The sequence below is a fragment of the Neisseria sp. LACPHL-SPEC-2024-00856 genome (genome assembly GCF_047915665.1).
Taxonomy (GTDB): domain Bacteria; phylum Pseudomonadota; class Gammaproteobacteria; order Burkholderiales; family Neisseriaceae; genus Neisseria; species Neisseria polysaccharea.
In genome coordinates, this window is record NZ_JBLRPR010000008.1 from 83055 (window position 1) to 108349 (window position 25295).

At 54.6% G+C, this 25295-nt stretch carries 21 protein-coding genes and 2 pseudogenes; 9 read left to right on the forward strand and 14 right to left on the reverse strand.

Annotated features, from left to right (window positions below):
• Positions 1 to 53 precede the first annotated feature (53 nt).
• The 3 genes from trpC to murJ form a co-directional block, all read right to left on the reverse strand.
• Positions 54 to 836, reverse strand: a complete 783-nt coding sequence (gene trpC / locus ACNAU7_RS08145) for an indole-3-glycerol phosphate synthase TrpC (RefSeq protein ID WP_416301905.1) — start codon at positions 834 to 836, stop codon at positions 54 to 56.
• A gap of 49 nt (positions 837 to 885) precedes the next feature.
• On the reverse strand, positions 886 to 1842 hold the full coding sequence (locus tag ACNAU7_RS08150; protein WP_416301906.1) for a YheT family hydrolase: 957 nt from the start codon (positions 1840 to 1842) through the stop codon (positions 886 to 888).
• 131 nt (positions 1843 to 1973) lie between these two features.
• A complete protein-coding gene (gene murJ, locus ACNAU7_RS08155) occupies positions 1974 to 3512 on the reverse strand; it encodes a murein biosynthesis integral membrane protein MurJ (RefSeq protein WP_416301923.1) in 1539 nt (512 codons plus the stop codon).
• A 203-nt stretch (positions 3513 to 3715) separates the two neighbouring features.
• On the opposite strand from murJ, the gene ACNAU7_RS08160 reads away from it, so the two are divergent.
• Positions 3716 to 4414 carry a thiol:disulfide interchange protein DsbA/DsbL gene (locus ACNAU7_RS08160; RefSeq protein WP_304679391.1) on the forward strand — a complete coding sequence of 233 codons (699 nt, stop codon included), beginning with the start codon at positions 3716 to 3718 and terminating at the stop codon, positions 4412 to 4414.
• Between the two features lie 56 nt (positions 4415 to 4470).
• On the opposite strand, the gene amgK is transcribed toward ACNAU7_RS08160, so the two are convergent.
• On the reverse strand, positions 4471 to 5475 hold the full coding sequence (gene amgK, locus ACNAU7_RS08165) for an N-acetylmuramate/N-acetylglucosamine kinase AmgK (RefSeq protein WP_416301907.1): 1005 nt from the start codon (positions 5473 to 5475) through the stop codon (positions 4471 to 4473).
• 69 nt (positions 5476 to 5544) lie between these two features.
• Here amgK and ACNAU7_RS08170 point away from each other — a divergent pair, with 69 nt between their 5' ends.
• On the forward strand, positions 5545 to 7950 hold the full coding sequence (locus ACNAU7_RS08170) for an LPS-assembly protein LptD (protein ID WP_416301908.1): 2406 nt from the start codon (positions 5545 to 5547) through the stop codon (positions 7948 to 7950).
• A 101-nt stretch (positions 7951 to 8051) separates the two neighbouring features.
• The gene (locus tag ACNAU7_RS08175) at positions 8052 to 9047 is read left to right on the forward strand and encodes a peptidylprolyl isomerase (RefSeq protein ID WP_416301909.1); all 996 of its coding nucleotides are present in this window, start codon (positions 8052 to 8054) and stop codon (positions 9045 to 9047) included.
• A 323-nt stretch (positions 9048 to 9370) separates the two neighbouring features.
• Here ACNAU7_RS08175 and ACNAU7_RS08180 read toward each other — a convergent pair.
• From ACNAU7_RS08180 to ACNAU7_RS08190, 3 genes and pseudogenes are all read right to left on the reverse strand, one after another.
• A pseudogene (locus ACNAU7_RS08180) lies at positions 9371 to 9742 on the reverse strand (hemagglutinin); the annotation flags it as partial.
• A gap of 20 nt (positions 9743 to 9762) precedes the next feature.
• Positions 9763 to 10152 carry a hypothetical protein gene (locus ACNAU7_RS08185; RefSeq protein ID WP_416301910.1) on the reverse strand — a complete coding sequence of 130 codons (390 nt, stop codon included), beginning with the start codon at positions 10150 to 10152 and terminating at the stop codon, positions 9763 to 9765.
• A gap of 57 nt (positions 10153 to 10209) precedes the next feature.
• Complete coding sequence (locus ACNAU7_RS08190; protein ID WP_416301911.1) at positions 10210 to 12090, reverse strand: ribonuclease catalytic domain-containing protein; 1881 nt, start codon at positions 12088 to 12090, stop codon at positions 10210 to 10212.
• Positions 12091 to 12533: 443 nt separating this feature from the next.
• Here ACNAU7_RS08190 and ACNAU7_RS08195 point away from each other — a divergent pair, with 443 nt between their 5' ends.
• The 3 genes and pseudogenes from ACNAU7_RS08195 to ACNAU7_RS08205 all read left to right on the forward strand — a co-directional run.
• Positions 12534 to 13166 (forward strand): TIGR00730 family Rossman fold protein, encoded by a 633-nt coding sequence (locus ACNAU7_RS08195; RefSeq protein ID WP_416301912.1) that lies wholly within the window; start codon positions 12534 to 12536, stop codon positions 13164 to 13166.
• A gap of 71 nt (positions 13167 to 13237) precedes the next feature.
• Complete coding sequence (purB, locus tag ACNAU7_RS08200) at positions 13238 to 14608, forward strand: adenylosuccinate lyase (RefSeq protein WP_416301913.1); 1371 nt, start codon at positions 13238 to 13240, stop codon at positions 14606 to 14608.
• 66 nt (positions 14609 to 14674) lie between these two features.
• Positions 14675 to 15031, forward strand: a pseudogene (locus tag ACNAU7_RS08205) (SGNH hydrolase domain-containing protein); the annotation flags it as partial.
• A 160-nt stretch (positions 15032 to 15191) separates the two neighbouring features.
• On the opposite strand, the gene ACNAU7_RS08210 reads toward ACNAU7_RS08205, so the two are convergent.
• From ACNAU7_RS08210 to ACNAU7_RS08230, 5 genes are all read right to left on the reverse strand, one after another.
• Complete coding sequence (locus ACNAU7_RS08210; protein WP_416301914.1) at positions 15192 to 15806, reverse strand: tellurite resistance TerB family protein; 615 nt, start codon at positions 15804 to 15806, stop codon at positions 15192 to 15194.
• Between the two features lie 35 nt (positions 15807 to 15841).
• On the reverse strand, positions 15842 to 17992 hold the full coding sequence (gene dinG / locus ACNAU7_RS08215; protein WP_416301915.1) for an ATP-dependent DNA helicase DinG: 2151 nt from the start codon (positions 17990 to 17992) through the stop codon (positions 15842 to 15844).
• A 186-nt stretch (positions 17993 to 18178) separates the two neighbouring features.
• Positions 18179 to 18475 carry a hypothetical protein gene (locus ACNAU7_RS08220; protein WP_416301916.1) on the reverse strand — a complete coding sequence of 99 codons (297 nt, stop codon included), beginning with the start codon at positions 18473 to 18475 and terminating at the stop codon, positions 18179 to 18181.
• A 62-nt stretch (positions 18476 to 18537) separates the two neighbouring features.
• Positions 18538 to 19839, reverse strand: a complete 1302-nt coding sequence (locus ACNAU7_RS08225; protein WP_416301917.1) for an FAD-binding domain-containing protein — start codon at positions 19837 to 19839, stop codon at positions 18538 to 18540.
• On the reverse strand, positions 19829 to 20740 hold the full coding sequence (locus ACNAU7_RS08230) for a LysR family transcriptional regulator (protein ID WP_025458310.1): 912 nt from the start codon (positions 20738 to 20740) through the stop codon (positions 19829 to 19831). Before ACNAU7_RS08230 ends, ACNAU7_RS08225 begins: the two co-directional genes overlap by 11 nt.
• A gap of 107 nt (positions 20741 to 20847) precedes the next feature.
• Between ACNAU7_RS08230 and ACNAU7_RS08235 the strand changes: the two genes are divergently transcribed.
• Together ACNAU7_RS08235 and ACNAU7_RS08240 are read left to right on the forward strand one after the other, a co-directional pair.
• Positions 20848 to 21246, forward strand: a complete 399-nt coding sequence (locus tag ACNAU7_RS08235) for a DoxX family protein (protein ID WP_118786425.1) — start codon at positions 20848 to 20850, stop codon at positions 21244 to 21246.
• A 48-nt stretch (positions 21247 to 21294) separates the two neighbouring features.
• Positions 21295 to 21900, forward strand: a complete 606-nt coding sequence (locus ACNAU7_RS08240; protein ID WP_301669399.1) for a nitroreductase family protein — start codon at positions 21295 to 21297, stop codon at positions 21898 to 21900.
• Between the two features lie 54 nt (positions 21901 to 21954).
• On the opposite strand, the gene ACNAU7_RS08245 is transcribed toward ACNAU7_RS08240, so the two are convergent.
• Together ACNAU7_RS08245 and ffh are read right to left on the reverse strand one after the other, a co-directional pair.
• Entirely contained in the window at positions 21955 to 22410 is a 456-nt protein-coding gene (locus ACNAU7_RS08245) for a four-helix bundle copper-binding protein (protein WP_416301918.1), read from the reverse strand.
• A 257-nt stretch (positions 22411 to 22667) separates the two neighbouring features.
• Entirely contained in the window at positions 22668 to 24038 is a 1371-nt protein-coding gene (gene ffh, locus ACNAU7_RS08250; protein ID WP_416301919.1) for a signal recognition particle protein, read from the reverse strand.
• Positions 24039 to 24258: 220 nt separating this feature from the next.
• Between ffh and ACNAU7_RS08255 the strand changes: the two genes are divergently transcribed.
• The gene (locus ACNAU7_RS08255; RefSeq protein ID WP_416301920.1) at positions 24259 to 25065 is read left to right on the forward strand and encodes a cytochrome C assembly family protein; all 807 of its coding nucleotides are present in this window, start codon (positions 24259 to 24261) and stop codon (positions 25063 to 25065) included.
• Positions 25066 to 25295 lie beyond the last annotated feature (230 nt).

A 25295-nucleotide genomic window follows, 5' to 3' on the forward strand; every position in this document is an offset into this window, starting at 1 on the left:
GCTTGGTAAGGGTGTTGGTCGGTCGGCGGCAATATGCCGTCTGAAATCGGGATTTAGAAGAGTTTGCCCACTTCTGCTTCAATATCGTCGGCACGCATAAACGTTTCACCGATCAGGAAGGTGTGCACGCCGCGCGATTGCATAAATTCCACATCCGCCTTACCCGTAATGCCGCTTTCGGTTACGACGGTTTTGCCTTCCAGCGCGGGCAGCAGCGACAGGGTTTGGTCGAGGGAGACTTCAAAAGTCCTCAGGTTGCGGTTGTTTACGCCCCACAACGGCGTGGTCAGGTTGCGGCATTTTTCCAATTCGGTTTCGTCGTGCAGCTCGAGCAGGACGGTCATGCCCAATTCGTGCGCCACCGCTTCAAAGCGTTCCAATTGTTCCTGTTCCAGTGCTGCGGCAATCAGCAGGACGGCATCCGCCCCCCATGCGCGCGCCTGATAAACCTGATATTCGTCGATGATGAAGTCTTTGCGCAGCACGGGCAGCGATACGGCTTCGCGCGCTTGTTTGAGGTATTCGGGCGAACCTTGGAAATAGGGTTCGTCGGTCAGTACGGACAAACACGCCGCTCCGGCGTTTTCATAGGCGCGGGCAATCTCGGCAGGTCGGAAGTCCGGACGGATTAACCCCTTGCTCGGGCTTGCCTTTTTGATTTCGGCAATGACGGCGGGCAGGTTGAGGCGGTGTTTGCCGCGTATCGAATCGATGAAGCTGCGGACGGGCGCGGCTTCTGCGGCAAGTGCGCGGATGTGTTCGGCGTTGACGGCGGCTTTTTGGGCGGCAACTTCCCGTGCTTTGGTGGCAAGGATTTTATTGAGGATGTCGGTCATGTCGGGTTCCGTATTCGTCTGGGAAAGGGGGAATATTAGCATCAAACCGTTAACGCCTGTTTGTACGGAAGCTGTCGAAATAGGACAGGACGGTCTGCGGCAACCATTGCAGGTGCAGCCTGCTGCCGGTGCTGCTGACAAAGCCGACATGACCACCATATGCCGGCTGGAACAGGGTAACGGCTTCGGATACTTCGTCTGCGCGGGGCAGGGCTTCGGGCGGCAGGAAGGGGTCGTTGACGGCATTGAGCAGCAGCAGCGGTTTGGCAACGTGTTTGAGCAGCGGTTTGCAGGAAGTTTGGCGGTAGTAGTCGTGCCGGTCGGCAAAGCCGTGCAGCGGTGCGGTGAAACGGTCGTCAAACTCGCCCAGTGTTTTGCACCCTGCGGCAAATGCCGTCTGAAAACCTTGGAGCGACCGTGCTTTGGGTATCAGGGTGCGGAGGAAGTAGCGCGTGTAGAGCAGCCGCGTGATGCCGCTGTCGAAGCGGCTGCCTGCCGCCTCTGCATCGACGGGGGCGGAGATGACGGCGGCGGCTTGCGGCAGCGCGTTTTCGCCCTGTTCGCCCAAATATTTTGCCAGCGCGTTGCCGCCCAGCGATACGCCGACGGCGTATATTTCACGGTAACGCGCGGCGAGCGTGTCCAAAGTAAAGGCGATTTCGGCGGTATCGCCCAAGTGGTAGAACACCGGGGCGGTGTTCGCAATGCCGCCGCAGCTGCGGAAATGGACGACTACGCCGTGCCAACCGCGATCGCGTACCGCAAGCATCAGTTCGACCGCGTAATGGCTGCGGCTGCTTCCTTCCAAACCGTGAAACAGCACGACCAGCGGCGCATCGGGCGACATGCCGTCTGAAAAGTCGTAGGCGACTTTGGTTTTACCCGTGCTGTCGGGAAGCAGCTCTCGGCGGTATGCGGGCGCGGGGCGTTGCAGGAATTTGGCGGCAATCGTATCGGCATTGCCGTTGCGGAGGAAAAACGGTGTGTCCGGCGGTGTCAAAATCATAAGGTATCGGTTTTTCTGTTTTCAGACGGCATTGATGATGCGGCAGCCCGTCCGGCCGGTGCGGACGCGGGGGATGCGCGCCCGAATATAGGCGCGGAAAAAGCGTTTGCCGGCAAAAGGCGGCGCACCGGTCAGCTTTCCACGCGTTTGAAATGGCGCGGACGGAAGCCCAAAGCCGCCAGAGATGCGAAATACAGTCCGCCGCCGACGGCAATCAGGATGCAGAGCTGCCCCGCTTTCCGCATTCCGCCGGCGTGCGCCCATTCAAACGGCAGGCAAGCCTGCGCCGCCCACAGTCCGCCGCACATTACGGCGAGCGCGAGCAGCATTTTTGCCAAAAATGCCGCCCAACCCTTGCCGGGCCGGTAAATGCCGTGTCTGCGTAACAGGAAGAACAACAATCCGGCATTGATGCACGCGCCCAAACCGATGGCAAGCGAAAGCCCGGCGTGTTTCAACGGGCCGATAAAGGCAAGGTTCATCAACTGCGTGCAGATGAGCGTGAAAATGGCGATTTTGACGGGTGTTTTGATGTTTTGCCGCGCATAGAAGCCGGGTGCCAACACTTTAATCATAATCAAACCGATTAAACCGAAAGAATAGGCAATCAGCGCGTGCTGCGTCATCTGCGCGTCAAACAGCGTAAATTCGCGGTACATAAACAGAGTCGCCACCAGCGGGAACGACAACACCGCCATTCCGACCGCCGCCGGCAGCGTCAGCAGCATGCACAGGCGCAAACCCCAGTCGAGCAGGGCGGAAAACTGTTCCGTATCTTGGTTTGCCGAGTGTTTGGACAAAGTCGGCAGCAAAATCGTACCGAGTGCCGCCCCCAGCACGCCGCCGGGCAGCTCCATCAGGCGGTCGGCGTAATACATCCACGAAACGCTGCCGGATTGCAGATAAGACGCGAAAATCGTGTTGATAACCAAAGAAATTTGCGCTACGCTCACGCCCAAAATCGCAGGCGCCATCTGTTTCATCACGCGGTTGACCGCCGCATCTTTGAAATTCAGTTTGGGCAGTTTCAAAAAACCCAGTTTCGCCAACCAAGGGAGCTGAAAGCCGAGCTGCAAAATACCGCCGACAAAAACCGCCCATGCCAGTGCGGTAACGGGAGGATCGAAATACGGCACGAAAAACAGCGCGAATACGATAAACGACACGTTCAGGAACGTGGGCGTAAACGCCGGAATGCTGAATTTATGATAGGAATTGAGTACTGAGCCGACAAAAGAGGAAAGTGAAATCAATAAGATATAGGGGAACGTAATCCGCAGCAAATCGATGGAGAGCTGAAATTTATCGGCATCTTTGGCAAAACCGGGTGCGGAAACATAAATCACCCAAGGCGCGGCAAGTATGCCCAGCGCGGTAACGATGACCAGTACAAACGACAGCATCCCCGCCACATGGCGGATAAAAGCTTCCGTCGCCTCTTTAGAACGCGTTTCCTTATATTCCGCCAAAATCGGCACAAACGCTTGGGCAAATGCCCCTTCCGCAAACACGCGGCGCAGCAGGTTGGGCAGTTTGAACGCGACAAAAAACGCATCCGTCGCCATGCCCGCGCCGAATGCGCGCGCAATGACTGTATCGCGCACAAATCCCAAAACGCGCGACACCATCGTCAGGCTGCCGACTTTTGCCAAAGCTCCAAGCATATTCATCATTGTTCCTCAACAGTCGTACCCGTTTGGGGCAACGGCGCGTATTGTACGACAGAAACCGGTTCAGACGGCATAGGGTTTCATGCCGTCCGAACCGGTTTCCCGATACGAAAGCTTCCTTTTCCGGAAGCAAACTGTATCAACACGCGAAAATACAATAAAATACCAATATCCGATTTATTTCCAACATCACGGAGAGCCGTATGAAATCCAGACACCTTGCCCTCGGCGTTGCCGCCCTGTTCGCCCTTGCCGCGTGCGACAGCAAAGTCCAAACCAGCGTCCCCGCCGACAGCGCGCCTGCCGCTTCGGCAGCCGCCGCCCCGGCAGGGCTGGTCGAAGGGCAAAACTATACCGTCCTTTCCAACCCGATTCCCCAACAGCAGGCAGGCAAGGTTGAAGTCCTTGAGTTTTTCGGCTATTTCTGCCCGCACTGCGCCCACCTCGAACCTGTTTTGAGCAAACACGCCAAGTCTTTTAAAGACGATATGTACCTGCGTACCGAGCATGTCGTCTGGCAAAAAGAGATGCTGCCGCTCGCCCGCCTTGCCGCCGCCGTCGATATGGCTGCCGCCGACAGCAAAGATGTGGCGAACAGCCATATTTTCGATGCGATGGTTAATCAGAAAATTAAGCTGCAAGAGCCGGAAGTCCTCAAAAAATGGCTGGGCGAACAAACCGCCTTTGACGGCAAAAAAGTCCTTGCCGCCTACGAATCTCCCGAAAGCCAGGCGCGCGCCGACAAAATGCAGGAGCTGACCGAAACCTTCCAAATCGACGGTACGCCCACGGTTATCGTCGGCGGCAAATATAAAGTCGAATTTGCCGACTGGGAGTCTGGTATGAACACCATCGACCTTTTGGCGGACAAAGTACGCGAAGAACAAAAAGCCGCGCAGTAAGCCCGTTTGGAAAATGCCGTCTGAAACTTGGTTTTCAGACGGCATTTTGATTGGGTTTAAAATGTAAAGCCCGTTTCCAGTTCTTCATCGCCGACCAGTTCGACCAAGAGCGCGTAGAGCGGGGCGAGTTCGGCATAACGGCGCGATACGCGGCGCAGATAGTTTAAGAAACGCGGGATTTCCGGACGGTATTTGTCTTTGCCGTCGCGGTAGTACAGGCGTGCGAAGATGCCTGCAACCTTCAAGTGCCGCTGCACGCCCATCCATTCGAACCAGCGGTAAAACTCGTCAAACGCTTCAGGGACGGGCAGGCCGGCAGCCCGCGCCTTTTCCCAGTAGCGGATAACCAAGTCCAAGACAAATTCTTCTTCCCATTCGATAAAGGCATCGCGCAACAGCGACACCAAATCGTAGGAAATCGGGCCGTAAAGCGCGTCTTGGAAGTCTAAAACGCCCGGCCTGCCGCGCGTCAGCATCAGGTTGCGGACGATAAAGTCGCGGTGCACATAGACTTTGGGCTGCGCCAACAGGGGCGGCAGCAGCGTATCGACGGTTTGCTGCCAAAGTTGGCGTTGTTTGAATGTTAATTCGCGTCCCAATTCTTTTGCGGCAAACCATTCCGGGAACAGGTTGATTTCGCGCAACATCGTTTCACGGTCATATTCGGGCAAAACCCCTTCACGGCTTGCCTTTTGCAATTCGACCAGCTCGCTGATGGCCTCCAGCAGCAGCACTTTGTGCGCCGTCTCGCCCTGTTCCCGAAGCATCGCGGTTAAAAACGTCGTATTGCCCAAGTCGTTCAATACCACAAACCCCAAATCCGTGTCCGCGTGCAATATCTGCGGCACATTGACCATGTCAAACAGTTTCTGCACTTTTAAATAAGGTGCGACACTCATCTTGTCGGGCGGTGCATCCATGCAGACGACACTGCTGCCGTCTGAAAACGTTGCACGGAAATAGCGGCGGAAATCAGCATCCGCCGCCGCAAAAGTCAGATCGAAGTCCCGTTCGGGATAGATGGTCTGAAGCCAATTTTTCAGTTCGATTTGTCGTTGCATAACAGTACTAAAGCATTTCAGGTTACAATAAACGCTATTCTAACCGGTAAACCGACTCGAGGGGCGATTTTGGCTCGTTTATTTTCACTCAAACCACTGGTGTTGGCATTGGGCTTCTGTTTCGGCACGCATTGCGCCGCCGATACCGTTGCGGCGGAAGGGGCGGACGGGCGTATCGCAGAAGGCGGCGCGCAGGGCGCGTCCGAATCCGCACAAGCTTCCGATTTGACCCTCGGTTCGACCTGCCTGTTTTGCAGTAACGAAAGCGGCGGGTCCGAAACAGGCGAAGCCGCCGTCCGAGGGAGCGGCGAAGCATCCATCCCCGAAGACTATACGCGCATTGTTGCCGACAGGATGGAAGGACAGTCGCAGGTGCAGGTGCGTGCCGAAGGCAACGTCGTCGTCGAACGCAACCGGACGACCCTCAATGCCGATTGGGCGGATTACGACCAGTCGGGCGACACCGTTACCGTAGGCGACCGGTTCGCTCTCCAACAGGACGGTACGCTGATTCGGGGCGAAACCCTGACCTACAATCTCGAGCAGCAGACCGGCGAAGCGCACAACGTCCGCATGGAAACCGAACAAGGCGGACGGCGGCTGCAAAGCGTCAGCCGCACCGCCGAAATGTTGGGTGAAGGGCATTACAAACTGACGGAAACCCAATTCAACACCTGTTCCGCCGGCGATGCTGGCTGGTATGTCAAGGCAGCCTCTGTCGAAGCCGATCGGGAAAAAGGCATAGGCGTTGCCAAACACGCCGCCTTCGTGTTCGGCGGCGTTCCTATTTTCTACACCCCTTGGGCGGACTTCCCGCTTGACGGCAACCGCAAAAGCGGCCTGCTCGTTCCCACACTGTCCGCCGGTTCGGACGGCGTTTCCCTTTCCGTTCCCTATTATTTCAACCTTGCCCCCAACTTCGATGCCACGTTCGCGCCCGGCGTGATCGGCGAACGCGGTGCGATGTTTGACGGACAAATCCGTTACCTGCGTCCCGATTACAGCGGACAGGCCGACCTGGCCTGGCTGCCGCACGATAAGAAAAGCGGCAGGAACAACCGCTATCAGGCAAAATGGCAGCACCGGCACGACATTTCCGACACGCTTCAGGCGGGTGTCGATTTCAACCAAGTCTCCGACAGCGGCTACTACCGCGACTTTTACGGCAGCGAAGAAATCGCCGGCAACGTCAACCTCAACCGCCGCGTATGGCTGGATTATGGCGGCAGGGCGGCGGGAGGCAGCCTGAATGCCGGCCTTTCGGTTCAGAAATACCAGACGCTGGCAAACCAAAGCGGCTACAAAGACAAACCGTATGCCCTGATGCCGCGCCTTTCCGCCGATTGGCATAAAAACGCAGGCAGGGCGCAAATCGGTGTGTCCGCACAATTTACCCGCTTCAGCCACGACAGCCGCCAAGACGGCAGCCGACTGGTCGTGTATCCCGACATCAAATGGGATTTCAGCAACAGCTGGGGCTACGTCCGTCCCAAACTCGGACTGCACGCCACCTATTACAGCCTCAACCGCTTCGGCAGCCAAGAAGCCCGACGCGTCAGCCGCACTCTACCCATCGTCAACATCGACAGCGGCATGACCTTCGAACGCAATACGCGGATGTTCGGCGGGGAAGTCCTGCAAACCCTCGAGCCGCGCCTGTTCTACAACTATATTCCTGCCAAATCCCAAAACGACCTGCCCAATTTTGATTCGTCGGAAAGCAGCTTCGGCTACGGGCAGCTTTTCCGCGAAAACCTCTATTACGGCAACGACCGCATCAACGCCGCCAACAGCCTTTCCGCTGCCGTGCAGAGCCGTATTCTCGACAACGCGACCGGAGAAGAACGGTTCCGCGCCGGCATCGGTCAGAAGTTCTATTTCAAAAACGACGCAGTCATGCTTGACGGCAGTATCGGCAGGAATCCGCGCAACCGTTCCGACTGGGTGGCATTCGCATCCGGCGGCATAGGCGGCCGTTTCACTCTCGACAGCAGCATCCACTACAACCAAAACGACAAACGCGCCGAGAACTACGCCGTCGGTGCAAGCTACCGTCCTGCACAGGGCAAAGTGCTGAACGCCCGTTACAAATACGGGCGCAATGAAAAAATCTACCTGCAGGCCGACGGCTCCTATTTTTACGACAAACTCAGCCAGCTCGATCTGTCCGCACAATGGCCGCTGACGCGCAACCTGTCGGCCGTCGCCCGCTATAACTACGGTTTTGAAGCCAAAAAACCGATAGAGATGCTGGCGGGTGCCGAATATCGGAGCAGTTGCGGCTGCTGGAGCGCCGGCATGTATGCGCAACGTTACGTTACCGGAGAGAACACCTACAAAAACGCCGTCTTCCTTACCCTGCAATTAAAAGACTTGAGCAATATCGGCAGGGTTCCCAAAGGTGCGATGGACATTGCCGTACCTGGCTATATCCCGAATCTGGACCTTTCAGGCAGGCGCAGAACGCAGCCGTAAACAGACCGAATCCCCGTCCTGTTCCAACGAACCTGCCGTCCGACGAACAACCCCGATTCCGCCGAACCCAAGTGCGGAATCCAACCGATAAGGAAATATCGATGAAGATAAAAACCCTGATGATAGCCGCCGCACTGCTGAGCGCCTCCTACAGCCAAGCGGCACCCCGTGCGGCAAAACCCGCACCTGCCGCAAAAGCCGCCAAGTCGGCGGAGACGGCACGCCAAGAAACCGCGCAACAGGAAGGCGGCATACACTTTTCAGACGGCATCGCCGCCGTTGCCGACAACGAAGTCATCACACGCCGCAGGCTGGCACAGGCTGTTGCCGATGCCAAGGCAAACCTGCCCAAAGGCGTACAAATCAGCGATACGGCATTGACCGAACAAGTACTGATGCAGCTGGTCAACCAATCCCTGATCGTACAGGCGGGCAAACGCCGCAACATTCAGGCGGGCGAGGCAGAAATTGCCGCCGTCGCCGCGCAAAACCCCTCGCTTAAGAACCTGTCTGCCGAACAACGCCGCGAACTTGCCGACAGCATTATTGCCGAAAAAGTCCGCCAGCAGGCAGTGATGCAGAACAGCCGGGTAAACGAGGCAGAGGTCGACCGCTTTATCGAACAGGCGCAGAAACAGGGCGTTACCCTGCCCGAAGGCGAGCCGATGCGCCAATACCGCGCCCAACACATCCTGATTAAGGCCGACAGCGAAAACGCCGCCGTCGGCGCAGAAAGTACCATCCGCAAAATCTACGGAGAGGCACGCAGCGGTGCAGACTTTTCCAGCCTGGCGCGCCAATATTCGCAAGACGCGAGCGCGGGCAATGGCGGAGATTTGGGCTGGTTTGCCGACGGCGTAATGGTTCCCGCCTTTGAAGAAACCGTCCGCAGCCTCAAACCCGGCCAAGTCAGCGCGCCTGTACGCACCCAGTTCGGCTGGCACATCATCAAGCTGAACGAAGTACGCGAGGCCGGCACGCCTCAGGAACGCGTCCGCAACGCCGTGCGCCAGTATATTTTCCAACAGAAGGCGGAGCGTGCGACCGCCGACCTGTTGCGCGACCTGCATTCCGGTGCCTACGTGGACATCCGCTGAAACGGTCGTGACTGAAAAGCCGTGCCGTCCCGACAACCTTCGGGCGGCACGGCTTTTTCAAACTGCGGCGGCAGACAGGCGGACGAAGCGGTGGAACATATTGAAAAAAATAAACAAACGCCGTAAAAGTTTTCCGGTGGACGGCGAAAAGCTCGTTTTCCGGCTGCTCTTTAAGTTAATGTTCCGTCAAACAATGTTTTTGATTGTTAAGAAAAATTCAACCTTTTTAACTTTTAATCATTTGAAAATAATGGAATTTTTTGACGGGATGCAGTTGGAAAACTTGTCCCACAAATCGGGATAAAAGTAAAAACGGACGGCATAAAATAATTGTATTTATTGGCTAAATTGAAATCACGAACATAATTTTGAATGTATTGTTTGTTGTAGTTCGGATTAGTGTAATGTTGATCTTGCTTGGGTAAATTGTTTGCTCCTAAAATTGAAATAATGGCGTCATCAGTACGGAAATTATCCGCTTTAGCTGTTGCGTAATCTACGGTTCGTTGCATATGCCGAATAATTCGCCCAAGTGCTTCTTCTTTTGAAATGTTTAGACGAGAAGCTACTATGTCTGCATATTGTTCTGCTAATTTATATTCACTCGAATGCAACTGCCGATTATTCCAATCTGCATTCGCACCAGTAAAAGCCCCAGCATTGCCGCCTGTGGCATAACCAATCGCTAAACTGCCAACGGTATCCACAACAGGTTTCAGGCTGCCTGAATTTCTCTAATAAATGAAACACTTATTCTATCAACCGTTAATGTAACCAAACAATTATCAAGATAAGAGTAGTTTATTAAATACTCATCTTCTTCAAATTGTATATTTTGTAGGGTTAGATGATTATTTCTTAATTCTGCCGTTATTTCATACTTGAAACTATCATCTATTTTTCTAAATCCAATATTTGAAGTTGATTTATCCAGTATGTAATCATTAAAGATTTCATAGGATAATTCCACTTCATAAAATTGATTTTCAAATATTTTGAATGGGCAGTATGATATAAAACAATGTAGTTCATAACCATTTATTTCAATCAATACTGCCTCTTCAATGGTGTTATCTAACTTTTTGATTTTACATTTATATAACATTTTATCTTGCCTTTTTGCCGTCCGTTTTTTGTTGCCGGAGTTTGCCGCATCACGGCTTCAGACGGCATTGCCTGCCGTTTTGCCTGCGGGTGCGGCTGCCTTGATGTAGTTGAGCGAGACAAACTGCTTCTCGGCATCCAATTCAGTGATTTTGAACAATGCCTGTGATTTGGGCAGCGCGTCAAACGGGATGCCGTTGGCGCGCGTTGTCAGCGGCAGGCCTTCGATGCGGACGAGGTCTTCTTTGAGGATAGTAGCCGTCAGCTCGCTCGTGCCTTGCTGTTGCAGATAGACGAGGCTCCAGTAGGCTTCCATTTGGCGTTGGAAGTCGGCGTAGGCGGTATAGGCGGCATCGAAGTCGCGCAGGGCGGCGAAGAGTTCGGCATCGCTGTTTTGATACAGCGGCTCGGCAGAGTCGTCGATCAGGCTGATCAGCTGCTTTTGGTTGATGTAGTCGGCGGCGCGGCGCAGCGGCGAGGTAAACCAGCCGTAATGCTGCACACCCATACCGATATGCGGCTCGGATTTGGTGCTCATGCGCACTTTGCCTGCCGGTTGGACGCGGAAAAGGCCGGGCAGCCCGTTTTCATCCAGCATTTGCGCCCAAGTGCTGTTGGCAAGAATCATCATCTCGCTGACCAGCGTATCGATGGGTGAACCGCGTTCGCGGCGGACGACGGAGACGTTGCCTTCCTCATCCAATTCAATGCTGTAATCGTATTGCGGCGCACGGTCGGGCTCGTATTTGCCGCGTGCTTTTTGCAGGGCGGTGGCGAATTGATAGAACCAAATCAGGTCTTGATGGTGGGCGAACATCATTTCGCCGGCTTCGTCCAAGCCGGTTTCGGCGTTGAAATGCGGCTCGATGGCTTGGATACGCAGGTTTGCGGCGATGTTGACGGCTTCGATTTTGCAGGCCGGTGCGCCGACGTTGAACTCGCCGTCCACATCAAAATAAATGCTGACGGCAGGACGGTACGCGCCTGCATCAAGGCTGAACGCGGCTATCCAGTTTTCGGGCAGCATAGTGATTTTGCCGTTGGGAAAATAAACCGTACTCAACCGCTGCATAATGACTTGTTCCATTTTGTCGCCCGGTTTAATGGCAAGCGACGGCGCGGCAATGTGGATGCCGACGCGCTTCATGCCGTTGCCCAAATCGGTCAGGCTTAAAGCGTCGTCCACTTCGGTGGTCGATTCGTCGTCAATGGAAAAGGCGGTAACGTCGGCTTTGGGCAGGTCGGGCATTTCGGGAAGGGGAAGGTCGGGGAAGCCTGTTCCTTTGGGGAAGTATTTGATTTCAAACCCGTCTTGCAGGTATTGGGGAATGGACGTAATGCCGCCCGTTTTTTTCGCCAATTCGTAGGCGGAGGTTTTCAATGCGTCGGCGGCTTTGGTAAAGGCTTTGTAGGTCAATGATTGCTTGTCGGGCGCGTGTAAGATAGTTTTCAAATCCGCCGCGATTTCAGACGGCATCTCGCCGCGTTTCAAGGCTTCCGCCCAAGCGTCGATTTGCGCGTCTTGCTGTTTTTTGCGTTCGATGGCGGCAAGCGCTTGTTTTAAGGTTTCTTCGGGCGCGGCTTTGAACACGCCTTTGGCTTTTTTGTAGAAATACATCGGCGCGGCGTACAGCGCAATCAAGGTCGCCGCCAGCTCGGTTTTGGTCGGTGCATGGCCGTAATATTCTTCGGCAATCGCCTCGGCGGAAAATTCTTCTTCGCCGCATACTTCCCACAATAAATCGGTGTCGATGTCCGCCGCCTGTGCCTGCGCGTTTTCCAAAAACGCCGCCATATCGCCGTCAAACTCGGCAAAGACGTTGTTTGCCTTCACTTTGGTGCGTTTGCCGTGTTGGGTATCGACTTGGTAGGTGGCATCGTTTTTTTGGACGATGGAGGCAACTTTGAATTGGCCGGACTCTTCGTAAAAGATATTCATCGTGTTTCCTTTTCGGTTGAAACCCCAACCTTTAGGGCGGTAGAATCAGAATTTATTTGGGAGGGGCGCAACCCCTTCCAAATCAGGGCAACACATAGGGCGGTGCTTTATGTGCCGTCCTGTGTGTTGAAACATTTTTCGGATTTTTCTGTGGAAACTCAAGCGGGCGATTTTAGCAGATTACCGAAAATGCCGTCTGAAAAAAGGTTGGGGGAGGGTTGGCGCGGCTTTGCGGTGCTTGCGTTATAGTGGATTAACAAAAACCAGTACAGCGTTACCTCGCCTTAGCTCAAAGAGAACGATTCTCTAAGGTGCTGAAGCACCAAGTGAATCGGTTCCGTACTATTTGTACTGTCTGCGGCTTCGTCGCCTTGTCCTGATTTTTGTTAATCCACTATACGTTTTTGACGGGGTACAATCGCCGTTTTTGAACGGAGGACGGAATGGAGAATGTAAACCGTGTGCCGGAGCAGGCGCGTTACGATGCCGAACGCCGGCAGGCAGACGAAGCATTGGCGGGCGTGTTTCCGGCAGTCAGTATCTTCGGCAGTGCGCGCACGCCGCAGAATCATACGGATTATGCGTTCGCCTGTCGTCTGGCGCGGCGGCTGTCAGATTCGGGCATTGCCGTCATTTCGGGCGGCGGGCCGGGGATTATGGAGGCGGCAAACAAGGGCGCGTTTGCAGGGAAGTCGGTTTCGGTGGGGCTGAACATTGTTTTGCCGCACGAGCAGAAACCGAATCCGTATCAGGACATCGCCTTGCAGTTTTCCCGTTTTGCCGAACGCAAGGCGGCGTTTTTCAGCCATTCCCAAGCTTATGTCGTGATGCCGGGCGGCTTCGGGACGCTGGACGAATTGTTTGAAATCCTGACTTTGGTGCAGACGGGCAAAGTGCCGCCGCGTCCGGTCGTTTTGGTCGGAAGGGCGTTTTGGTCGGGCTTGGCGGAGTGGATAAACGCGCAGCTTTTGGCGCGCGGTCTGATTTCCGAAGGGGCAGCCTCTTTGTTTGCCATATCGGACGATGAAGAAGAAATCGTTGCGTATCTGTCGGAAAACGGGCTTCAGACGGCATAGCGTCCTGAGAGTGATGTATAATTGCAAACAATTTAACAATTTTTAATGTCTTTTCCGAACAGGATGCCGATATGATCAACCCCATCGCCTCGCTTTCCCCTTTAGACGGCCGTTATGCCCAATCCGTTGAAGCATTGCGCCCGATTTTTTCCGAATACGGCCTGATGAAGGCGCGCGTCAAAGTCGAATTAAACTGGCTCAAAGCCCTTGCCGCCGAGCCGAAGATTGTCGAAGTGCCGCCCTTCAGTGCCGAAACGCTTGCCGAAATCGACACGGTGATTGAAAACTTCTCACTTGAAGACGCGGCCGCCGTCAAAGCCATCGAAGCCACGACCAATCATGATGTCAAAGCCATCGAATATTGGCTGAAAAAACGTTTTGCCGAAGTGCCGGAAGTCGCCGCCGTGAGCGAGTTCATCCACTTCGCCTGCACCAGCGAAGACATCAACAACCTGTCCCACGCTTTAATGCTGCAAGAAGCGCGCGAAACCGTCATCCTGCCCAAACTTGCCGAAATCATCGGCAAACTCACCGCTATGGCGCACGACCTTGCCGCCGTCCCGATGATGAGCCGCACGCATGGCCAGCCTGCTACACCAAGCACACTGGGTAAAGAAATCGCCAATGTTGTGTACCGCCTGCAACGCCAGTTCAAAATCCTGCAAGCGCAAGAGTTCCTCGGCAAAATCAACGGCGCGGTCGGCAACTACAACGCCCACATGGTCGCCTATCCTGATGTAGATTGGGAAACCCACTGCCGCAACTTCGTCGAAATCAGCCTCGGCCTGACCTTCAACCCCTACACCATCCAAATCGAGCCGCACGACTATATGGCGGAGTTTTTCCAAACCCTCAGCCGCATCAACACAATTCTCATCGACTTTAACCGCGACGTTTGGGGTTATATTTCTTTGGGCTATTTCAAACAAAAAGTCAAAGCGGGCGAAGTCGGTTCTTCCACAATGCCGCACAAAGTCAACCCCATAGACTTTGAAAACTCCGAAGGCAACCTCGGCATGTCTAACGCCGTATTGGGCTTTTTGTCCGAAAAACTGCCGATTTCCCGTTGGCAGCGCGACCTGACCGACAGCACCGTATTGCGTAATATGGGCGTAGGCGTGGGCTATACCGTATTGGGCTTTGCCGCCCATCTGCGCGGTCTGAACAAGCTCGAGCCGAACCCTGCCGCGCTTGCCGCCGATTTGGATGCCACTTGGGAGCTGCTCGCCGAGCCGATTCAAACCGTGATGCGCCGTTACGGCGTGGCCAATCCTTACGAGAAGCTGAAAGACCTGACGCGCGGCAAAGGCGGCATTACGCCCGAAGTGCTGAAAGTCTTCATCGGATCGCTGGAAATCCCCGCCGAAGCCAAAGCCAAATTGCTTGAGCTGACCCCCGCACTGTATGTGGGCAAGGCGGAAGCGTTGGCGAAACGGATTTGAGCGTTTATTGAAACCGATGCCGTCTGAACGCGCGTTCAGACGGCATTTTTAAAATACCGGGACATAAGGATAGCCGCCGTCAAACCCGTATATGTTTTTGCGAATAATGCATCAATCAGCCGTTCGCCCTTGAGGGAGGAAAAATTGAAAAGATTTGCTATAAACCAATATCTCCAACCTATTCAAGCCATGGGTAATATTGAAAAGAGCAATCAGGCGGTATTTGATTTGGTTAAAGATATCCCCAATGTGCATTGGGTTGACGCACAGAAATACCTTCCTGAAAACACGGTCGAAATACACGGCCGCTATCTTTACGGCGACCAAGACCACCTGACCTATTTCGGTTCTTATTATATGGGGCGGGAATTCCACAAACATGAAAGCTTGCTCAAGCATTCACACGCCAACGCATTACAGTAACCTGCCTTGCCGTCCGATATCGTTTGTGCCGTCGTATGCCGCCGTGTACCGTTTCCCGTTCGGGTCGGCGGACGGTTCTCATTTGCTGTTTTGAGAGACAGTGGTTGGAAATAACTGTTCTCTTAATGCTTTTCCCTCCCCTGCGGGAGGGAGTTTTTAATCAAAACCCCAATTGCCTTTCCAAGTTTTCCACCAGATTGTCATCCAGTTCCAAAGCTTGCGACAGGCGGGCGAGGAAGACGGTTTCTTTCCGCGACAAATCGGCACAGACCAGTCTTGCCGCCAGATAGGCCTCCGCCGCCAACGCCTCATCGTTGCCGACGGCGGCGGCGATGTCTTCGATGCTTGCGGGAAGGCGGTATTCGGCGGCGAGCCATGCGGCAGTTTCGGGGTCTGTGCCGCTTTCCTGTTCGATAGTCCGGCGTTCGGCTTCGTCTATCATGCCGTCTGAAGCGGCGGCAGCTATCATGGTGCGCAATACGGTGCGGCTGTATGTTTCTTCAGTTTCTCCGGCAGGTTGGAAATCGCTTTGTGTTACGGTTGCCTGCCCTTTGTTTTGCTGCCACATCTGATAGCCCCAGTAGGCGAGGTAGCCCAAAGCGGCGGTCGAACCGATTTTGGTAATGGTTTTGCGGTTTTTACCGTTCAGCAGCATGGAGGCGACACCGGCAACCAGCGCGCCTCCGCCGAATGAATTGAGCGGGCTGTCGGAGAATGTGTTGCCTTTTTTTTGAACCGTGCTTAAGACTTGGTTGAGCAGTCGGGTGAAGTTCATGACTTTTCCTTTCTGTTGCGGGAAGGGCGGTAGGTTTACCCTATCCTTTTAAACGGTGGCAGGCCGGCTAATAATTGTTGGCCGTACCGCTGTGTTTTAATGCGGTTGTCGAGGATGGTTACGCGGCCGTAGTCTTGTTCGGTGCGGATGAGGCGGCCGACGGCCTGGATGAGTTTGATGCCGGCTTCGGGGACGGTGATTTCGATGAAGGGGTTGCCGCCGCGCTGTTCTATCCAGCGGTTTTGGGTTTTTTCGATGGGGTTGTCGGGCATGGCGAAGGGGAGTTTGGCGATGATGACTTGCACGCAGGCGGTGCCGGGCAGGTCGAGTCCTTCGGCAAAGCTGTCGAGTCCGAAGATGATGCTGGCTTTGCCTTCTTCTATAGCCTGGTGGTGTTTTTGCAGGAGGACGGCTTTGGGTAATTCGCCTTGTACGAGCAAGAGCGGCAGGTAGTCTCCGGGCAGGCGCAGGGCGACATCCTGCATTTGTTTGCGCGAGGAAAACAGGACGAGTGTGCCGATGGCTTCAGTGGGCGAAATGAGCTTGGGCAGCCACTCGATGATGGCGGCGGTGTGGGCTTCGGGGTCTTTGGGGCTGGCGTATATGGGAGGGATGTAGAGTTCGCCCTGTTTTTCAAAGTCAAAGGGGCTTTTGAGGGCGAGGGTGGTGGTTTCGGGCAGCCATTGCAGCCCGGTTTGGCGCAGCATCAGGTTAAAGTTGCCCAAGGATTGCAGGGTGGCGGAGGTCAGCACCGCGCCTGCCGCGCGCCGCCACAGGCTGTTGGCAAGGTGGGACGCGCTGCTGATGGGACTGGCGTTGAAAATGTAGTCGTTTTTGTCGTCGGCGCGGCGGGTTATCCATTTTGCCAGCGGTTCTTCACCCTCGAGGGGGACAGTGGAGAGCAAATCCCAAACCGCGCTGATTTGTTCGATACGGGCGATAAAAAGGCCGAAATCGCCGGTCAGGCGGTCGATGAGCGCGCCGTCCTGCTCTTTTTCGCGGCGTGCGGCGGAAAGCGCATCGTTCAGCCCGATAACGTGTTTGAGCAGGCTGCGTGCGGCAATGGCGGTGTTGGAAACGGTGGTTTCCAGGCCTTCGGGGATTTTGCCGTCTTCCCACAGCCAAGTCGGTTCGTTGTGTTTCCGCCTGTCGTTTTCAGACGGCCCCAAGCTCAAAGACGGCTCTTCCGCCAAATGGAACTGCCATTCGTGCAGGCTGTCGAGCAATGATGCGGCGGCTTCGTCGGCAAGGTTGGCAAGTTCGGCTTTGTCGGTCAGCGCGGCAATTTTGCCGGTCAGCTGCGGCAGTTTTTCCAGCGTCCAAACGGCAATATTCCATGAATGTTCGGCGGCAAAGCGGCTGAGGGCTTTTTTGGGCAGATGGTGCGCTTCGTCTATGCAATAGAAACTGTTTTCGGGCGCGGGCAGAATCACGCCGCCGCCCATACTGATGTCGGCGAGCAGAAGATCGTGGTTGGCAACGACGACATCGACGGTTTCCAACATATCGCGTGCCAGGTAAAACGGGCATTCGGCGCGGTTGGGACAGGCGGCTTTCAGGCAGCCGTGGCGGTCGTTGGTAACTTTGAGCCAAATCGCGTCATCGATTTTTTCCGGCCAGGCATCGCGGTCGCCATTAAAGCGGCGGGCGGAAAATTCGTCGGCAATGTCGCGCAGCAGCTTCAATTCTTCGGGCTTGGGCTTGCTGTCCCACAACACTTCCGGCGCTTCAAAACCAAGCAGGTTTTGCTGGGCGTTGTTTTGCGTCAGTTGATAGAGTTTGTGCGGACAAAGATAACGGCCGCGCCCTTTGGCAAGCGCAAAGCTCAACTCCAAACCGCTTTTTTCGACCAGAAACGGCAAATCGCGGTCAACCAACTGCTCCTGCAAAGCCACCGTCGCGCTGCTCACAATCAGCCGCTTGCCGCGCGTTTGCGCCATAATGCCGCCGGCCAAAAGATAGGCCAACGATTTACCCACGCCGGTCGGCCCTTCGATTACGGCAATGCTCTCGCCCTCGCGCTTGGGTGCTTCTTCGCCTTCTTCACGCGTCAACGTCCGCGAAAAAGCGTTGGCAACCGCCGCAATCATTTCCCGCTGCGAAGCGCGCGGACGGAAACCGGGCAGGTTTTTGCCGATGTTTTGGTAATGGTCGCGGATGGCGTTTTTTTCTAAATCGGTGAGCATAGCGTTTTGTACGGCGGTAGAAGTGGGCTTATAGTGGATTAACAAAAATCAGGACAAGGCGACGAAGCCGCAGACAGTACAGATAGTACGGAACCGATTCACTTGGTGCTTCGGCACCTTAGAGAATCGTTCTCTTTGAGCTAAGGCGAGGCAACGCCGTACCGGTTTTTGTTAATCCACTATATTTTAACATTGCACGGAAGCGGTACAATATCGTTGTCGGAATGGGGGAAGGCAAATCGTGCGGACGTGGTTGGTTTTTTGGTTGCGGCGTTTGAAATACCCGTTGTTGCTTTGGATTGCGGATATGCTGCTGTACCGGTTGTTGGGCGGTGCGGAAATCGAATGCAGCCGTTGCCCTGTGCCGCCGATGACGGATTGGCAGCATTTTTTGCTGGCGATGGGAACGGTGTCGGCTTGGGTGGCGGTGATTTGGGCATATCTGATTATTGAAAGTGAAAAAAGCGGAAGATATTGAGTCATTCGGGCAAAATGCCGTCTGAAACGGAAGTTCAGACGGCATTTGTTTTAGGTTGCCGTACCGCTTAGGGAATACCGGCGACAGGATGGGCGGGATAGCCGTGGGTGTCGATGCTGCCGGCGGCGCGCCACGGGGTATGGATGACTGCTGCCGGCAGGTGGGCAAGCTCGGGGATGTGCCGTCTGACAAAGGTGCCGTCGGGGTCGGTCTTGTGTGCGGCGGCGGCAATGTCGGGGTAGGTGTGCCGTGAGGCGGCAAGCCGCCAGTTGCCTTGGTTGATTGCTGCATCGAAATCGGTCAGCTGTCGGGCAAACCATGCTTCGCCTTCATGACGAGGTACGCGAAGCGTATGGCATAGGAAGTCGGCGCACAGCCGGCGCAGTATGGGATGGAGGCCGCCCGTCTTATATAGGCAGCGCATAGAGGCATCGATAATCGGGATCCCGGTCTGTCCCTGCTGCCAGAGTGCCAGATATCGGGTATTTTCCGGATTGCCGTCTGAAGGGGCATCATCCGCGTGCTGCAAGGCAAGCTGAAGGAAGAAGTCGCGGCGGATCAGGTTGTCCGTCCACGAATCCAAGCGGTACCTGATGCCTTCCCGTGCCAACAGCCTCGGCGAAAGGCAGCCTGCATTCAGATAGGCACTCATCAGTGATGTGTGTTTGCGCGAAGGAAAATCTTTTAATACATCATAAAAATCTGCCTGTTTGAGAAAGGTCTGCCACTGCTTCCATGCTGCAGAGCTGCCGCCGTGCCGTATTGGGAAGATGCCGTCTGAAAACGCGGCAGGCTGCGGGGCGGGCAGGTTTTCGGGGAGGGGTTGGCGGTATGCCGCGAATAGGTCCGAATCGGCGGGGGGGTGCTTGGAAAAGCAGTCGAGCCATACTTCGCGGTAGCGGTCGAAATCGGCATATGCCGTGCCGCCGTCGGGTATCAGGTCGGTTTTGCCGAAAACGGAACGGTCGTTGACGAAGGTTAACGCGATGCCGTGTTTGTCCAATTCGTGCCAAAGGGCGTTGTCGGCGAGTTTGTCGGCAAAAGTATGGGATTCGTCGGCGATGACGGCGCGGATATTGAGGTGGACGGCGAGCCGGACGAGCCCGGCAGGCGATGCCGCCGTATAGAACGGAATGCCGCGCCCTGCAAGCCCTTGGGCGAGTTCGGCGGCGGATTGGCGGTAGAACGCGGCGCGGCGAGGGTTGTCTGTTTCGGCATCGTCAATCCAAATACCGATAATGGGCGAACCTTCGGCAACGGCGGCGCATAAGGCGGCGTTGTCGCGGATGCGGAGGTTTTGGCGGAACCAGACGAGCGTGCGCGCGGCGCGCGTGTCCGCATAAAGGGGGCGGGCGGTTTCAGACGGCATTTCGGCAGCCTTTCCTGCTGGCGATTTTTTCGTTCAGAAAATCGATGAAGCTGCGGACTTTCGCGCTTAAGAATGCCCTGTCCGCATAAACGGCATTCAGGCGGTCGGTCGGGACGGTATATTCGGGTAGCAGGCGCACCAGCGTACCGCAACGCAAATCGTGTTCCGCCGCCCAAAGCGGCTGATAACCGATGCACGCGCCCGCCTTAATCATTTCGCGCATCATCAGCGTGTTGTCGGTACGGATGACGGGGGTCAGCTCAAGCCGGTATTTTTTGCCGTCCGATTTGCGGGTGAGGTCAAGTTTCTGCTGGTTGGTGTAGGTCGGCAGGACGGCGGGCAGCCCCGCCACTTCTTCCGGCGTTTCCGGCACGCCGTTGCGCCTCAGGAAGTCGGGCGAGGCAAGCAGGGCAAATTCGATTTCCGCCAGCGGGCGCGCAATCAGCGACGGGGACAGGGTTTGGGAAACGCGCAACGCCAAATCCACGCCTTCAGCAATCAAATCGACGTGGCGGTTGTCCAAAATCAGTTCTAATGTTACTTCGGGATAACGTTCGCGGTATTCTGCCAGCCAGTTGCATATCAGGCTGCCGGCAAACCACAGCGGCATCGTTACGCGCAGCAGCCCCTGCGGTTTTTCCGTCCCCCCGGCGGCTTTTTGCGCGGCATCGTCGAGCGTGTCGAGCGCGTAACTGCATTGCCGGTAGTATTCTTCCCCGGCTTCGGTCAGGCTGAGGTTGCGGCTGTTGCGGTGCAGGAGTTTGGCTTGGACGGTGTTTTCCAAGTGGCTGACGTGTTTGCTTGCCATTGCGGTGGAGATGCCGAGCGCGTCGGCGGCGCGTGTGAAGCCGCCGCTTTGGACGACTTGGCGGAAAACCTTGAGGCTGAACAGGGTGTCCATATTTTCTTGTGTGGAAAAGTTGTATCAATAAAAGCAGTATATATTTGAAAAGGGGAAACATCTATACTCTGCCGCCTGAAATGAAGACAAATATCGAAGGAGCTTTTATGTCTAATTGCTGCAACCGTATCCAACCTGTTCTGCTTTCTGTTTTGCGTATCGTAACCGCCTACCTATTTTTGTTGCACGGTACGGCAAAATTCTTCGCCTTCCCCATTGAAATGGGCAGCGGTTCGCCCGAAGGGTTGATGCTGCTTGCCGGTATTTTAGAAATTGTCGGCGGCATTTTGCTGGTGTTGGGCTTGTTTACGCGCCCTGCCGCGTTTGTTTTGTCCGGCCAGATGGCGGTTGCCTATTTTATGGCGCACGCTTCCGGAAATGCTTTGTTCCCGATTGCCAACGGCGGCGAGTCCGCAGTGCTGTTCTGCTTCGTATTCCTCTATATCGCGGCGGCGGGCGGCGGAGCATGGTCGCTGGACAGGCTGTTTTTTAAGCGTAAAGCCTGAACCGGACTGCCTAAAGTGTATTTTGTTGAATGTTTTTGAGGAAAAGAAATGACCCGTCAATCTCTGCAACAGGCTGCGGAAAGCCGCCGTTCCGTTTATTCGCTAAATAAAAACCTGCCCGTCGGCAAAGATGAAATCGTCCAAATCGTCGAACACGCCGTTTTGCACACGCCTTCTTCGTTTAATTCCCAATCTGCCCGTGTAGTCGTGCTGTTTGGCGAAGAGCACGACAAAGTGTGGCAATTTGTCGAAGACGCGCTGCGTGCCGTCGTGCCTGCCGATAGTTTTGAACCGACCGCGCAAAAATTGAAGCTGTTTAAGGCGGGTGCGGCAACTATTTTGTTTTATGAAGATCAAAATGTTGTCAAAGGTTTGCAGGAGCAGTTCCCTGCTTATGCCGCTAACTTTCCCGTTTGGGCGGACCAGGCGAACGCTATGGTACAGTATGCCGTCTGGACGACACTTGCCGTGGTCGGCGTAGGTGCAAACCTGCAACATTACAATCCCTTGCCCGATGCGGCGATTGCCAAAGCGTGGAATATCCCCGAAAACTGGCTGTTGCGCGCGCAAATGGTCGTCGGGGGAATCGGTGCGCCTGCCGGAGAAAAAACGTTCCAACCCGTTGCAGAACGTTTGAAAGTGTTCGGCGCATAGTTTCTCGGTCAAAAAAATGCCGTCTGAAAAGGATTCAGACGGCATTTTTCAGTATCAGGCAACGAGTTTTTCGCATTCTTTGATACAGTCGAGGCAGGACTCGTAACAGGCTTTGCATTCCGCGTGGTGGGCGGCATGTTCTTTACAGGCTTTGGAACATTGTTTGCATGCTTCGAGGCATACTTTTGCCGCGTCGCGTGTCAGAGGGGAATTTTGTGCGGCAAGGTCGTGCAACGCACCGCATAGGGCAAGCATTTGGCGCACGGCAACCGCGCAATCGGCCATAGACGTATCGCCCTGGGTAAGCAGGGACAGGCAGTGGGTCAGGCAAACCTGTCCGGCATCCAGACAGTGTGCGGCAGTTTGGCGGACGGCGGTGTAGGCGGATGCGGCGGCAGGCTGCATATCGTGATGATGATGGTGGTCGGCGTGTCCGTGTGCACGCGCGAAAGAAGCGGCGGAAGCCAGGGAGACGGCAGCGGCACTGCCCAAAAATTGACGACGGTTCATAATGTTTCCTTTATGGTTTAAGAAAGTGGGGCAGGCACAAGGCACTCCCCCGCATACTGCCCCGACCGTGGGGCTTTTTTGAACAACCGACTGATTTTGCCGGTGCGGGATTGTCGCACGGGCAGGCAGTTCGGCTATTCGGAAATTTAAGAAAAGGCGCGCCGCCCTGTTTTAAAATGATGCAAGATGGCACGCGGATATGGTAGCAGACAAAATGCCGCCTGAAAATCGGTTCAGACGGCATCCGTTTTCAAACCTTACAAACCCGGGAACATCCCTTTCATCCCCCTCATTCCTTTCGCCATACGCATCAGGTTGCCCAAGCCTTTCCTGCTGAACATCTTCATCATCTGCTGCATTTGTTCAAACTGTTTGAGCAATTTGTTCACTTCCTGCACGGTCGTGCCCGCACCCATTGCAATACGGCGTTTGCGGCTGGCTTTGAGCAGGGCAGGGTTGGCGCGTTCTTTTGGAGTCATCGAGTTGATGATGGCTTCGACTTTGCCCATCGCTTTTTCAGCCGTGCCTTCGGGGATTTGTTTCGAGATTTGACCCAGTTCGCCCGGCATTTTCGACATCAGGCTTTCCAAGCCGCCCATATTGCGCATTTGCTGGATTTGTTCTTTAAAGTCGTTGAGGTCGAAGCCTTTGCCTTTTTGCAGCTTTTTCGCCATTTTGGCGGCGGCTTCTTCATCAATACCTTTTTGAACGTCTTCAATCAAGGTCAATACATCACCCATACCGAGGATACGGCTGGCAAGACGGTCGGGGTGGAAAGGTTCGAGGCCGTTGATTTTTTCGCCGACACCGATAAATTTAATCGGTTTGCCGGTTACGTGGCGCACGGACAAAGCTGCGCCGCCGCGCGAGTCGCCGTCCATCTTGGTTAATACGACACCGGTCAGCGGCAGAGCTTCATTAAATGCCTGAGCAGTGTTCACCGCATCCTGACCCAACATGGCATCGATGACGAACAAAGTTTCCACCGGATTGACCGCCGCATGAAGCGCTTTGATTTCGTTCATCATCTCTTCATCGATTGCCAAACGGCCTGCGGTATCGACCATCAAGACATCGTAAAAATGTTTTTTGGCGTAATCGACGGCGGCAGTTGCAATCTCAACCGGTTTTTGGTTGGTATCGGACGGGAAAAAATCCACGCCGACCTGTTCGGCTAACAGACGCAGCTGCTCAATCGCGGCAGGGCGGTAAACGTCGGCCGATACCACCAAAACTTTTTTCTTCTGATCGTTTTTCAACAGGCGGGCGAGTTTGCCGACGGTCGTCGTCTTGCCTGCGCCCTGCAAACCGGCCATCAAAACAATGGCAGGCGGTGAAACCGACAAATCCAGCGTTTTGTTTTCCTTGCCCATCAGTTCGACTAAGGCTTGGTTGACCACGCCGATAAATGCCTGATCCGGCGTCAGGCTGCCCGCCACTTCCTGACCGAGGGCCTTTTCTTTGACGTTGTTGACGAACTCTTTGACGACAGGCAGGGCAACATCCGCCTCAAGCAGGGCAAGACGAACCTCGCGCAAGGCTTCTTTAATATTGTCTTCGGTCAGTTTGGCTTGCCCGCGGATGTTTTTGAAGACATTGCTGAAGCGGCTGGTTAAATTGTCTAACATACTGGTCCTTGGTCTGAATAAGAATAGCTTGCCCCATCAGGGGCATTCTTTGTTAAAATAAAATCAAAATAATTTGATGCGGCTTGTGTGCCGGACAGCATATCGGCAAATCCGTCAAGGCTTGCCCGAAACGGGGATTTTACAATTCCAACGTTAAAAGTTCCAATATTTCATAAGCGGCCGCATACGGCGCAACAGTATAGATTAGAGAAAGTCCACCATGCCGACAGTTTTCATCTTTTTGACGGCGGTTTACGCAGGATTGGGTGCATTTGCATGGCACTGCCAACAGCAGGGGCGCGGCCGAGATTACCCGTGGAAGACGGAATTGCCGGTTTTGGGCGCGGCATTGACCGTCCACGGCGCGGCACTGCTTATGCCGGTCATTCAAGACAAAATCATCATTATGGGCTTCGGGTATTCCGGCAGCCTGATTGTTTGGATGATGCTGTTTATTTATTTTGCCGGCAGCTTCTTTTATCCGCTGCGCGGAGTGCAGTTGCTGCTGTATCCTTGCGCTGCACTGATGCTGCTGTCAGGTTTGGTTTTTCCTGGAAAATTCTCGGGATATGAAATTACCGACCTTCCCTTTATGCTGCATATCGGAACTTCGCTGCTCGCATACGGGCTGTTCGGCATCGCAACATTATTGTCCGTTTTGACCCTGCTGCTGAATCGGAGCCTGCACCGCAGGAACTTCTCCAAGCTCGCAGGATTCCTGCCGTCGCTGCTCAGTTTGGAAAAACTCATGTTCCAGGTCATGTGGGCAGGTTTCATCCTGCTGACCTATTCCGTCGTCAGCGGCACATTCTTCGCCGAAGCCGTATTCGGCAAACCCATGACCTTTACCCATAAAACCGTATTCGGCATATTGTCATGGCTGATTTACGGCGGACTGCTGCTCAAGCACAGCATGACCGCATGGCGCGGCAAAAAAGCCGCCGTGTGGACCATCATCGGATTTGTCAGCCTTATGATTGCCTATATGGGCAGCAAGTTCGTATTGGAAATCATTCTGAAAAGATAAGAAGAGCCAACAGATGCCGTCTGAAGCCTCGAGTTTCAGACGGCATATTCACAAAGGCGCACCAGTCAGAGGAGGGGGAGGAAGGGATTATTGGAGGTGGCACAGCGTTTGGCGGAAATAAAAACCCTTATCCGACAGGGATATGACGAATTTCCCCAAAAAAAATCCCGCTGAAAGTATTGACCGTATACGTCTTCAAGCGTATAGTTCGCTTCTTCGCTGCTGACGAA

What these genes read in the sequence shown, in the direction of transcription:
- trpC (WP_416301905.1), bottom strand. Translation starts at nt 836, where the DNA reads ATGACCGACATCCTCAATAAAATCCTTGCCACCAAAGCACGGGAAGTT.
- ACNAU7_RS08150 (WP_416301906.1), bottom strand. Translation starts at nt 1,842, where the DNA reads ATGATTTTGACACCGCCGGACACACCGTTTTTCCTCCGCAACGGCAAT.
- murJ (WP_416301923.1), bottom strand. Translation starts at nt 3,512, where the DNA reads ATGAATATGCTTGGAGCTTTGGCAAAAGTCGGCAGCCTGACGATGGTG.
- ACNAU7_RS08160 (WP_304679391.1), top strand. Translation starts at nt 3,716, where the DNA reads ATGAAATCCAGACACCTTGCCCTCGGCGTTGCCGCCCTGTTCGCCCTT.
- amgK (WP_416301907.1), bottom strand. Translation starts at nt 5,475, where the DNA reads ATGCAACGACAAATCGAACTGAAAAATTGGCTTCAGACCATCTATCCC.
- ACNAU7_RS08175 (WP_416301909.1), top strand. Translation starts at nt 8,052, where the DNA reads ATGAAGATAAAAACCCTGATGATAGCCGCCGCACTGCTGAGCGCCTCC.
- ACNAU7_RS08185 (WP_416301910.1), bottom strand. Translation starts at nt 10,152, where the DNA reads ATGTTATATAAATGTAAAATCAAAAAGTTAGATAACACCATTGAAGAG.
- ACNAU7_RS08190 (WP_416301911.1), bottom strand. Translation starts at nt 12,090, where the DNA reads ATGAATATCTTTTACGAAGAGTCCGGCCAATTCAAAGTTGCCTCCATC.
- ACNAU7_RS08195 (WP_416301912.1), top strand. Translation starts at nt 12,534, where the DNA reads ATGGAGAATGTAAACCGTGTGCCGGAGCAGGCGCGTTACGATGCCGAA.
- purB (WP_416301913.1), top strand. Translation starts at nt 13,238, where the DNA reads ATGATCAACCCCATCGCCTCGCTTTCCCCTTTAGACGGCCGTTATGCC.
- ACNAU7_RS08210 (WP_416301914.1), bottom strand. Translation starts at nt 15,806, where the DNA reads ATGAACTTCACCCGACTGCTCAACCAAGTCTTAAGCACGGTTCAAAAA.
- dinG (WP_416301915.1), bottom strand. Translation starts at nt 17,992, where the DNA reads ATGCTCACCGATTTAGAAAAAAACGCCATCCGCGACCATTACCAAAAC.
- ACNAU7_RS08220 (WP_416301916.1), bottom strand. Translation starts at nt 18,475, where the DNA reads ATGACTCAATATCTTCCGCTTTTTTCACTTTCAATAATCAGATATGCC.
- ACNAU7_RS08225 (WP_416301917.1), bottom strand. Translation starts at nt 19,839, where the DNA reads ATGCCGTCTGAAACCGCCCGCCCCCTTTATGCGGACACGCGCGCCGCG.
- ACNAU7_RS08230 (WP_025458310.1), bottom strand. Translation starts at nt 20,740, where the DNA reads ATGGACACCCTGTTCAGCCTCAAGGTTTTCCGCCAAGTCGTCCAAAGC.
- ACNAU7_RS08235 (WP_118786425.1), top strand. Translation starts at nt 20,848, where the DNA reads ATGTCTAATTGCTGCAACCGTATCCAACCTGTTCTGCTTTCTGTTTTG.
- ACNAU7_RS08240 (WP_301669399.1), top strand. Translation starts at nt 21,295, where the DNA reads ATGACCCGTCAATCTCTGCAACAGGCTGCGGAAAGCCGCCGTTCCGTT.
- ACNAU7_RS08245 (WP_416301918.1), bottom strand. Translation starts at nt 22,410, where the DNA reads ATGAACCGTCGTCAATTTTTGGGCAGTGCCGCTGCCGTCTCCCTGGCT.
- ffh (WP_416301919.1), bottom strand. Translation starts at nt 24,038, where the DNA reads ATGTTAGACAATTTAACCAGCCGCTTCAGCAATGTCTTCAAAAACATC.
- ACNAU7_RS08255 (WP_416301920.1), top strand. Translation starts at nt 24,259, where the DNA reads ATGCCGACAGTTTTCATCTTTTTGACGGCGGTTTACGCAGGATTGGGT.